Raw genomic sequence first — 10,707 nt, forward strand, 5'->3', positions numbered from 1 at the left:
GATGAGGGGGCGCTACTTCCCACCCGTTCGGGCTGAGCTTGTCGAAGCCGGGGCGCGCCCCTCCAAAAAACCGTTCGGGCTGAGCCCGTCGAAGCCTGGCTGCACAGTGGCAACCCCTTTCCGTGCTGAAGGAAGAACCGGGATATCGCCCCGGCTTCGACGAGCTCAGCCCGAACGGACGGGGATAGTGCCTCGGCTTCGACAGGCTCAGCCCGAACGGGCGGGGGAGCCAGCAGCCAACAACCACACGGCCCATCGCTGCGCGACCCCCCGCAAGATCAGGCTGAGCGAAGCAACGGACCGAGCGGATGTCCGCGCCCCAACCCCTCTGCATGCGCCGAGGAGCGCAGCGGGCGGGGTGGCACGTGTGCCGAAGGACACACGCGCTTGGTGAACTGACTCGGTGCGGCTGTTTGAGCGAAGCGCCATAGGCGCGCAGCGAGTTCCGCAGCGTACCCCTCCCGCGAGCACCGCAGGTTGCCCGAAGCGAAGCGCAGGGACGCAGACAGTGGGGTCGCTCTTTCTTTGGTCACTTTCTTTCGGCGACGCGAAAGAAAGTGACTCGCCCGCCGGGGCGATATCCCGGTTCCGGCGCTCAACATAGGCACGCGGGTTGCCGCTGTCCAGCAGGGCTTCGACAGGCTCAGTCCGAACGGTGGTGGGGTAGTTCCAAGGCTTCGACAGGCTCAGCCCGAACGGTGGGGGGTACGCCCAGGCTTCGACGGGCTCAGCCCGAACGGTTGGGGGGGCGCCCCGGCTTCGACAAGCTCAGCCCGAACGGTGGTAGGGTAGTGCCCAGGCTTCGACAAGCTCAGCCCGAACGGCTGAAATCTCCCCCAAAGACCAAAACGCACAAACGCTATCGAATAAATAGCTAAAAGCGCTTACCCATCAAGCGCGATGGGCCCATCTGATCAAAGAATCACGCCGCAAAAGCCGCCGCATCCCGCTCATCTGCCGCAAAGTCCGGCAAGCCCTGCAGCGCCTCATAAATCGGCGCGAAGTCCACCGCCGTCATCTCAAACAGTTGTTCAAAACTGTCGATCACAAAATAGGTCTGCTGGTAGGTATCGATCTTGTAGCGCGTGCGCATGGTGCGCTCGAGTGCCAGCGGTATGCGCTGCGGCTCGGGGCTTTGCACGCAATAGGCCAGTTCCCCGGCCGAACTCAGGATGCCCGCCCCGTAGGCCCGCAGCCCCTGCGCCTCGCGGATCAGGCCGAACTCGATCGTGTACCAGTACAGGCGGCTGAGCATCTCGCAGGCGCCCAGGCCCTGGGCCTTCAGGCCGCCCTGGCCGTAGCGCTGCACGTAGTCGGCAAACACCGGGTTGAACAAAAGCGGCACATGGCCGAACAGGTCGTGAAAGATGTCCGGCTCGACGATGTAGTCGAACTCCTCGGGCGTGCGGATCCAGTCCGTCACCGGAAATTGGCGATTGGCCAGCAGTGTGAAGAACGGCACCTCGGGGATCAGACCCGGCACGCCCACCAGTTCCCAGCCGGTGGCCTTGTACAGCCGTTCGTTAACCTCTTCAAAACGTGGGATGCGGTCGCTGGCGCCCAGCGAGGGCAGGGCGTCGATAAACGCCTGGCTTGCCAGGCCGGGCAGCAGGGCGCGCTGGCGCTCGTACAGGCGGCGGTAGGTGTCGTGGTCGGCGGCGGTGTAGGCCGCATAGTTCTGGCTGCAGGTGTAATTGGCGCTGGCGCGGCTGTAGTCGCCGCGCGGCGGGCGATCGCTGGCGCCATACACCACGGGTTTGACGGCGGTTTCGGCGGTCATGGCGCGCTCCTGTTCACTCAGGCCTTCTTGTCCTCAAGCACGCCACGGCGGATCTGGTCGCGCTCGAGCGACTCAAACAATGCCTTGAAGTTGCCTTCGCCAAAGCCGTCGCGGTAGTCGCCCTTGCGCTGGATGAATTCGAAGAACACCGGGCCCAGCATGGGGGTTGAGAAGATTTGCAGCAGCAGGCGCGGCGTGCCGTCGGCGGTGGTGCCGTCCAGCAGGATGCCGCGCGACTGCAACTCGGGCACCGGCTGGCCGTGGCCGGGCAGGCGGGTGTCCAGCATCTCGTAGTAAACGTCGTTGGGGGCAGTGGCCAGCGGCACACCGGCCATGCCCAGCTTGTCCACCACGGCGAGCAGGTCGTCGCAGATCAACGCGATGTGCTGAATGCCCTCGCCGTTGAACTGCATCAAAAACTCTTCAATCTGCCCGCCGCCCTGTTTGGACTCTTCGTTCAGCGGGATGCGGATCTTGCCGTCGGGTGCCGTCATGGCCTTCGACGTGAGGCCCGTGTATTCGCCCTGGATATCAAAGTAGCGGATCTCGCGAAAGCCAAACAGCTTTTCGTAAAAGCCCGCCCAAAAACCCATGCGGCCGCGATACACGTTGTGCGTGAGGTGGTCGATTTCATTGAGGCCATGGCCCACGGGGCGGCGGTCCACGCCTTCGATGAATTCAAAGTCGATGTCGTAGATGGACTTGCCATCTTCAAAGCGGTCGATCAAGTACAGCGGCGCGCCGCCAATGCCCTTGATGGCGGGCAGGCGCAGTTCCATGGGGCCGGTGGGGATGTCGATGGGCTGTGCGCCCAGCTCCAGGGCGCGCTGGTAGGCCTTGTGCGCATCCTTGACCCGAAACGCCAGGCCGCAGGCCGAGGGGCCATGCTCGGCACCAAAGTAGGCCGCCTGGCTGTGGGGCTCCCGGTTGATGATGAAGTTGATGCCGTTTTGGCGGTACAGCACCACGTCCTTGGAGCGGTGGCGGGCCACCAGCGTGAAACCCAGTTTTTCAAAGACGCTTTCCAGCACGCCGGGCGTGGGCGAGGTGAACTCCACGAACTCGAACCCCATCAGGCCCATGGGGTTGTCCCAGGCTTCGATCTGGGCGGCGGTTTGTTGCGGCAGGGCGGCGGTCATGGGTGTGTCTGTCCTGTGGTTGGGTCAATGTCTACCTGAAACTGTAGGCTCGGAGCGCCTCATGTTTTGGTCGAAATCAAGGTGCTGACCCGCCTGGTTTGCAGGATTTTTGCGAATCAAGAGGCGCGCGCGCAATTGATCGCGCTTGAAGCGGCAGCGCCGGAAATCCTGAATGTGACCTGCCGCATCGCGGTGGCGCTGCGCCCCCCCGGGGGCGGGATCTGGTTTTGGCCCCTCAGGACAACCCCTTGGATGCTGCGAAAGCTGCGCGGCGGGCTGATCCGTCGTACGATCCTGCGCCATGCAATCGATCAACGCACTCGACAAGCTGGACAAGGCCATCCTGCGCCGTCTGCAGGAAAACGGCCGCGAAACCTACGACGTGGTCGGCGAGCAGGTGGGCCTGTCGCCCAGCGCTGTGCTGCGGCGCGTCAAGCGCCTGGAAGAGGCCGGCATCATCAGCCGCTACGTGGCCCTGGTGCCGCCCGAGGCGGTGGGCCTGGGGCTCACGGCCTACCTGAACGTGCGGCTCGAAAAACACACCGAAAGCCACAAGCGCAACCCGATGGACCTGTTTCGCGCCAGCGTGCAGACCTGGCCCGAGGTGGTCGAATGTGCATCGCTCACCGGCGAGATGGACTATCTGCTGCGCGTGGTCGTGGCCGACATGGCGCACTACAGCCGCTTCATCATGGACACCCTGCTCAAGCACCCCAGCGTGCAGGACTGCAAGACCAGCTTTGTGCTCGACCGCGTGAAGGCGACCACGGCTGTGCCCTTATGACAATCAGTGCGCACCGTGGCGTGGCATCGCTGTCCGGGTCGAGGAAGGGTGGTTCTCAGCATGATGATCTCAATCGATGACCTGCAGTTCGGCTATGGCCGCCACCTGCTGTACCAGGGCTTTGCAGCCCGCGTGGAACAGCCCGGCATCTACGGGCTTTTCGGGCGCAATGGCAGTGGCAAGTCCACGCTGCTCAAGCTGCTGTGCGGCCTGCTCACGCCCTGGGCCGGGCGCATCCAGGTGCTGGGGCACAACCCGCGCGAACGGGCGGCAGACCTGCTTGCGGCCGTCTACATCGTGCCGGAAGAGTTTCACCTGCCCAACCTCACGTGCGCTGCGCTGGCAGCGACCCAGGGCGTCTTCTACCCGCGTTTCTCATCTGTCTTGCTGAACGAGTACCTGGCGCATTTCGAGGTGCCGCAGCAGGAGCGTTTTGAGTCCATGAGCCTGGGGCAAAAGAAAAAGGCCGCCATCGCCTTCGCGCTGGCCACGGGCACACCGTTGCTACTGATGGACGAGCCCACCAATGGCCTTGATATCGTGGGCCGTGCGCAGTTCCGCAAGCTGCTGCAGCGCCCCGAACATGCTCACCGCGCCGTGCTCATCAGCACCCACCAGGCGCACGACCTGGAGAGCATCCTGAGTCACATCTGGTTCATCGATCAGGGCCGTCTCGCATTGGCCGCACGCATGGACGACCTCGCGCGCCTGCTGCACATGGGCGTGGCGCATGACGCCGCAGCCCTCGCGCAAGCCGGTGGCGGTACTTTGCTGTACCAGGAGAGCATCGGACACCAACTGGCCTATGTGGCGCTGCGCAGCCACGAGCCACCGGGCGCACCCGCACCGTCGGGGAGCTCGGTCCAGCTGGAGCTTTTGTACAAGGCGCTCAGCCTGAATCGGGACACGGTACTGAAGGCCCTGGCCCCGTTGCACCATGCATTGACGCACCGGGAGGAACACGCATGAATTCTCCGTCCGCACCCGCCCCGCCGTCTGCGCCGCGGGCGTCCCCCGGCAGCCCGCGCTTTTCGTGGAGCCGCTTCCAGCGCCTGGCCCGGGCCCACTGGGCAGAGCACGCGCGGCAGTATCTGGGCCACCTGGCGGTGACTGGCGTGCTCTACGGCGTGTTGCTGCTCTTTACTCTGAGCGTTTCGCGCGGCACGGTATTCACGACCGGTGGGCAGTCGGCTTATTACTTCTGGGGGCTGTACCTCACCGGCTTTGTGTTCGCGGGGCGGTACTTCGACGGCATGGCGCGGCGTGAATCCGCGCTGCTGACGCTGATGCGGCCGGCTTCCGTGCTGGAGAAATGGCTGCTGTGCGTGGTGGTCGTCGCGGTGGTGTACCCGTTGTGCTACACGCTGCTGTTTCTGGCGATGTCGTGGCCTGCGCAGGGCGTGGCGCTGGCGTTGCGCGCGAGCTGGCAGCAGGCGGGGGCGGTGGACCCGCAGGACTATGCGCTGTTCGTGCCCTTGGTGCGCACGCCGCTGCGCGAGTCGCTGCTGAGCATTCCGCAGCAATGGGGCTTCTTCATCGTGGCCTGGGCGCTGCAGGCCGTCGCGGTCACGGGCTCGCTGTACTTTCGCCGGGCGACCATGCTCAAGACGCTGGCACTGTGCGTGGTGCTGTTCGTCATCACCGTGATGACTGGGGCCCTCTCCGGTGCGCGGGGTGAAGTGCTGGTTGCCTGGTGGAATGGCCGCGCGGGCTGGGGCGACATGGCTCTGCACGCAATCAACGCGGTGCTCTGGCTGGCGTTGCCGCTTCTTCTGTGGGGGCAGACCTACCTGCACCTGCGCGATAAGGAACTGCTGTGATGGCAAAGACGCAGTCCCGTATCACAGCCTCAGCCGCCTCGCGCCCGTGGGGACCTTGGCTTTTCACGGGCATCTGGGTGGTGTTCTGGGGCCTCTTGGCGCTGAGCGGGCTGGATCGCTTCAAGGACCTTGCGGGGGCGGAGCATCGCTATGCCATTGCCGCAGCGCAACTCTCGGGGGTGAGGCACCTGCGCGTGGAACGAAACCCTGGCGAGACGCACAGCTATATGCCCCAGACGCGGGTTGTACTCGGCGGCGCCAGCGAGATGGCGCTGACCCTGGAAAGCCGCTTCGACGGCCGGCGCGGAGGCTCTCGCAAGCCCGCGCAAGCCTCGTCAGAAGCCCGCCCCGAGCTACCGATCAAGGCATTTCGCGAGGGCGACATCCTGGTGCTGCGCTGGCTGCCTCCGGTGCGCACGCAAGGCCAGAAGCGCTCCGAGGACGACGACATGTGGATTCGCGAGATCACGCTGCCGCCACAGTTCCACAATCTTTCGCTGTCCCACGCCGTGGTGGAGGCACTGGAGCCTGTGGAGCGCCTGACGGTCTCGGGCCGGTCCGTAGAGGTGCGCGGCAAGGTGGCCCACCTGGACCTGCAGTCCGCGCGGTGCGGTCGTTGCGCCATGGCTTTGGGCGCAGGGCAGGCGGACGATTGCGCAGCGCACGCTCAGCATGGGCGGGACGCTACGCTGGAGGTCATGGCGGGCAGCATGCAGTCCGTGCGAATTGCGGCGGACATGGGCCAGGTGGTACTCAAGGCTACACAGGGGCTGCAAAAACTGGACTTGCGCCTGGGCGACGACGTTGCTTTGTCGGTGGATCGGGTCGGGGTGTTGCAACTGGCGCGTCATTCCGAAGGGGATGCCGATGATGGTGGATGCGGTGCGGCCAGTGGACCCCGGCCGATGCTTGTACCGTCCAGTCCGCTGGAGCTGGTTCGTATCGAGAACCGTCCGGCGCAGGGCCAGTAGCATTCGCGACGGCGGCGTGGTTGCTCTCCGGCCAAGGCCGCGGCGGTAGCGTGGCGATGTGCTGCAAAAAGCGCACTGTGGCCCCTCCCAATCCGCATTCAGTGCATCCTCGCGAGGGTGATGGAGCGCTTGCTTTGGTGCCGGCGGCGATGCGGCCGAATCCTTTTTGGATGGCGTTTAAACCTAAAAACGGCAGTTGACCGCTTGTCATCTTGCCGCACACCGCATGGACTCGAGCCTTGGGCTGTTTTTGCAGCCTCACCTTTGGGGTGACAGCGCTATGCACTTGCCAGCACCGCTTTTGGAGCGCCATGCGGTGTTGCTTCTCCTTGCAGGCACGAGCCTGCCGCGTCGTCGCGCCTTGCCTGGCGCCCCAACAGCAGCGCTGGCAAATGCATCCAACTGCCGTTTTTAGGCTGTGCTATTGTCATCGCCACGGGTCGCCCCTGCCATTGACCCGCTGAATCCAAAATCAGCCACTTGCGCACGACCATCGGGCACAAGTAGCTATAACTTTTATAGCGTACCCACTCAGGGCAGATCGCGATTGGGTTCGGGTGCCGACGCATCGCGCGGCCCCACCCTGCCCAGGCGGGCCTTGAGCGACTGCGGCTGCCCCGTGAGGAGGGCGGCGTAGTTGGTGGTGTTGGCCAGCACCTTCTTGACGTAGTCGCGGGTTTCGGCAAAGGGCACGTTCTCGGCCCAGATGGCGGCTTCCAGCACGGGGCCGTTGCGCCAGTTGCGCGGCCGGCCCGGGCCTGCGTTGTAGGCGGCGGCTGCCAGCGGCATCGAGCCGGCAAAATCATCCAGCGCCAGCTTGAGGTACGCCGTGCCGATGGCGATGTTGGTTTCGCGGTCGTTGATCTGGTCGGGCGTGAAGTTGGTCAGGCCGATCTTCTTGGCCGTCCATCGCGCTGTGGCGGGCATTACCTGCATCAAGCCCGAAGCGCCCACATGCGAGCGCGCGTCCATGATGAAGCGGCTTTCCTGGCGGATGAGGCCGTACACATAGGCCGGGTCAAGCCCGATGGCCTGCGCGCGTTCGACCACACTGCGCTGAAAAGGCGTGGGAAAGCGCTGCGACGCGTCAATGACGCTCTTGGTGCGTTCGCTGGTGTTGATGCAGCGGTCCCACACCTCGCGCTCGCAGGCAAAGTCGGCTGCCGCCAGCAGTTCGCGTTCTGGCATGCCGCCGCTTTGGTGCAGGTTGGTGGTGTAGTTCCACTCGCGCACGCCCTCGCCGCGGATGCCCAGCACAATGGCGTACAGCGCGCGGTTGAGGCCCGGATTGGCCCGCGCCGCGGCCTTTTCTTCCGCCGTGAGCGGGGCGGGCGCGGGGGGGGTAGCGATGCGCTGGCCCAGCTCTTCCAGGGCCAGTTGCTCGTAAAAACCGTGGGTTCCCGCAAAGCCTTCGAGAATCTGCCTGGCCTCGGCACGGTCTGCTTCGGTGGGCTTGCCGGCCAGCAGCGCGCGGGCCCTCCAGTAGGCCCAGGTGCTTTCCTGGCGGGCCTGCGGACTCATGGCATCCACCGCCTTGCCCACCACTTTCCACTGCCCTGCGCGCAGTGCCGCGCGCACCTTCCAGCCCAGCAGATCGTCGTTCAGATCGCTGTCGCGCGTGACGTTGGCAAAGTAACCTGCCGCCGCCGGGCTGAGCTTTTGCGCGGCGTTTTTGCCGATCACGCCCCAGACCCAGTTGCGCTCCTCGGGCGAGAGGTGGACGCTCCACTTGTTGTCAAGCTGCTGGGCGGCTCCGTCGGCATCGGTGGTGGCCAGGCGGATCAGTGCCAGCGTCACCAGTTCCTGGCGCGCCGTACCCCGGGCTGTGGCGCGCGAGTGCAGGTAGCGGGTGGGGGAGTCCAGCACGTCCTTGAGCTGGGGTAGCCCATCGGGCGACACAATCTCGACCGCTGCGCGCACCGCGCGCGGGCGGTTGGCCTCGGCGCCCAGGCGGGCCTTGCGCCAGATGTCCAGCGGCGACAGCCGTTTGTAGCCATACAGCTCCCGCGCCGCGTGGGTGCAGCCGTCGTCGGCATCGCGCTGGGCGTGCCAGCTGTTGCGGACATCCTCGGCCACATTGGCGGGGGCCGTGCCCTTGATCTGGTCGATCAGCAGCGCGTAGCAGCGCACCTCACGGTCGTCGGACATGCGGTACTGCGGGTGCTGCTCGGCAAAGCGTGGCCAGTCGCGGCGCTGGCCCAGCAGCAGCAGCCAGTCGTTGCGCAGGCGGTCCTCCTGGTAGGTGCCGGCGTAGCGCTGCAAAAACCCCTGGATTTCCTGCGGGGACGCGTCGGCCAGGCGCAAGCGCAGTTCCCAGTAGGCAGCCCAGGGCTCCAGCACGTGACCCCGGGCCGCTGGCAAGAGCTGTTCGAGCTTCTTGCGGTCGCCCTTGCGGAACGCCTGGTGCATCTCCAGCAAGGTCGCGTCGCCACGGTTTTGCGCCATGACAAGGGGCGTGGCAGCAGCCAGTACAGTGGCTGCAACAAGGGGTGTCAAAATCGCTCTGAGCAAATGCATGGGGGAATTATCTGATGGACAAAGCAGCCCTTCGGCGCGCGTTGGTAGAAGAACGTCTGAACCTGCCCGACCGCCTACAACGGTCCGACCTGCTGCAGCAGGTCATGCGCATCTGGCTGATCAACCGGCCGGACACGGTCATTGGTGCGTACTGGCCCATCAAGGGCGAGTTCGACCCCCTGCCCGCCCTGCACCGCTGGAAGGAAGACGGCGAGCTGCTGGACGAGCCCCAGCGCCGCCGCATCGGCCTGCCGGTGGTCAACAAGCTGCACAAAACACTGACCTTTCATGCATGGTATCCCGGCTGCCCCATGGAGGAAGACGCCTACAGCATCCCCAAGCCCAAGGACACCGAGGTGATCACGCCCACGCTGCTGTTCGTGCCCTGCGTGGGCTATGCCGCCGGTGGCTACCGGCTCGGTTATGGCGGCGGTTTTTACGACCGCACGCTGGCCACACTGCAGCCCAGGCCGTTCACGGTGGGGCTGGGCTTCACGAACGGCTACCTCGATGAATTCGAGCCCGACGAGTTCGACCTGCCGCTCGACGCCATCCTGAACGACAACGGGGTCGTCTGGCCGGTGTGATGCGCTCGGGCGCGGCGCATTGATGTGCCGATTGCATCAATGAGGGCGTTCATCGGCATCACCCGCGGCGCGCCGTTCCGCTAGCATGCGGATTCGTCTCAGAACCCGTTGACAGGTGCCCCATGCTCAAGCTCCACATCGGCAACAAGAACTACTCCTCCTGGTCCATGCGCCCCTGGGTGCTTTTGCGCCAGGCGGGCATTGCGTTCGAGGAAGTGCGCGTGCGCTTTGACAGCTTTGATGCCGGCTCCGAGTTCAAGCGCACCATCAGTACAGTCAACCCGACGGGCAAGGTGCCGGTGCTGGCCGATGGTGATCTGGTGGTGTGGGACACCCTGGCCATTGCCGAATACATCGCCGAGACCTGGCCTGACAAACAGCTGTGGCCAGCGGACCGCAAGGCGCGTGCCCGCGCTCGCAGCATCTGTGCCGAGATGCACAGCGGCTTCACCGCCCTGCGCGGCAACTGCCCCATGAACATCGAGGCCAGCCTGCCCGATACCGGCGCCCTGATCTGGCGCGACAGGCCCGGCGTGCGCGCCGATGTGCAGCGCCTGATCGACATGTGGAGCGCCCTGTTGCAAGAGCATGGCGGCCCCATGCTGTTTGGCCAGTTCACCGTGGCCGATGCCTACTTTGCGCCGGTCTGCATGCGCCTGGCCACCTATGCGCTGCCCTTGCCACCGCACATTGCGGCCTATGTGCAGCGGGTGCGTGCGCTGCCGGGGGTGAAGGCCTGGATCGACGATGCCCTGGCCGAAAAGGATTTCCTGGACTTCGAGGAACCCTACCGGGTCAAGCCCGCCGCCTGACCACTCGGCCGCCTTCACCCACGTCCGCGGTCTGGCGCGGCCGCCATGCAGTGCGCCGACCGGGACCCTGGCTCAGCGACGCTACCGGAACTGCTTGCGCAAAAACGGCTTGTGGCGTGCGATGTGCTCCATTTGCGCCGGGGCGATGGTGCCGCCCACCCGAGTTCGACACGAAGCGCTGTAAGTACTTGATCTATATAGATCGCGTTCGCGAATTGCCACTACAAGAGGCTTAATTGGGGGTCTGGATTGGGGTTCTTGACGTTCAGTGCGGCAAGCGTGCTGGCTTGCTCTCGG

Annotated in this window: 9 protein-coding genes; 6 read left to right on the top strand and 3 right to left on the bottom strand. The window is 65.1% G+C overall.

Annotated elements, in window-relative coordinates:
- Positions 1 to 922 precede the first annotated feature (922 nt).
- On the bottom strand, positions 923 to 1,780 hold the full coding sequence (phhA, locus tag ACK543_RS00005) for a phenylalanine 4-monooxygenase (RefSeq protein ID WP_409940827.1): 858 nt from the start codon (positions 1,778 to 1,780) through the stop codon (positions 923 to 925).
- Between the two features lie 17 nt (positions 1,781 to 1,797).
- Positions 1,798 to 2,919: a 4-hydroxyphenylpyruvate dioxygenase gene (gene hppD, locus ACK543_RS00010; RefSeq protein ID WP_409940828.1), complete on the bottom strand. Its 1,122-nt coding sequence runs from the start codon at positions 2,917 to 2,919 to the stop codon at positions 1,798 to 1,800.
- A 301-nt stretch (positions 2,920 to 3,220) separates the two neighbouring features.
- On the opposite strand from hppD, the gene ACK543_RS00015 reads away from it, so the two are divergent.
- From ACK543_RS00015 to ACK543_RS00030, 4 genes are read left to right on the top strand one after another with little or no spacing between them, the layout of a single operon-like run.
- Positions 3,221 to 3,703 (top strand): Lrp/AsnC family transcriptional regulator, encoded by a 483-nt coding sequence (locus tag ACK543_RS00015; protein WP_409940829.1) that lies wholly within the window; start codon positions 3,221 to 3,223, stop codon positions 3,701 to 3,703.
- A 60-nt stretch (positions 3,704 to 3,763) separates the two neighbouring features.
- On the top strand, positions 3,764 to 4,672 hold the full coding sequence (locus ACK543_RS00020) for an ATP-binding cassette domain-containing protein (protein WP_409940830.1): 909 nt from the start codon (positions 3,764 to 3,766) through the stop codon (positions 4,670 to 4,672).
- Positions 4,669 to 5,523 carry a hypothetical protein gene (locus tag ACK543_RS00025; protein ID WP_409940831.1) on the top strand — a complete coding sequence of 285 codons (855 nt, stop codon included), beginning with the start codon at positions 4,669 to 4,671 and terminating at the stop codon, positions 5,521 to 5,523. The genes ACK543_RS00020 and ACK543_RS00025 overlap by 4 nt, the downstream gene beginning before the upstream one ends.
- Positions 5,523 to 6,494 carry a hypothetical protein gene (locus ACK543_RS00030; protein WP_409940832.1) on the top strand — a complete coding sequence of 324 codons (972 nt, stop codon included), beginning with the start codon at positions 5,523 to 5,525 and terminating at the stop codon, positions 6,492 to 6,494. The genes ACK543_RS00025 and ACK543_RS00030 overlap by 1 nt, the downstream gene beginning before the upstream one ends.
- Positions 6,495 to 7,025: 531 nt before the next feature.
- On the opposite strand, the gene ACK543_RS00035 is transcribed toward ACK543_RS00030, so the two are convergent.
- Positions 7,026 to 9,011: a transglycosylase SLT domain-containing protein gene (locus tag ACK543_RS00035; protein WP_409940833.1), complete on the bottom strand. Its 1,986-nt coding sequence runs from the start codon at positions 9,009 to 9,011 to the stop codon at positions 7,026 to 7,028.
- 14 nt (positions 9,012 to 9,025) lie between these two features.
- Between ACK543_RS00035 and ACK543_RS00040 the strand changes: the two genes are divergently transcribed.
- A complete protein-coding gene (locus ACK543_RS00040; protein WP_409940834.1) occupies positions 9,026 to 9,598 on the top strand; it encodes a 5-formyltetrahydrofolate cyclo-ligase in 573 nt (190 codons plus the stop codon).
- 122 nt (positions 9,599 to 9,720) lie between these two features.
- Positions 9,721 to 10,410 carry a glutathione S-transferase family protein gene (locus ACK543_RS00045; protein WP_409940835.1) on the top strand — a complete coding sequence of 230 codons (690 nt, stop codon included), beginning with the start codon at positions 9,721 to 9,723 and terminating at the stop codon, positions 10,408 to 10,410.
- Positions 10,411 to 10,707: the final 297 nt, after the last annotated feature.

The sequence above is a fragment of the Acidovorax sp. genome (assembly GCF_046341535.1).
GTDB lineage: Bacteria > Pseudomonadota > Gammaproteobacteria > Burkholderiales > Burkholderiaceae_C > Acidovorax.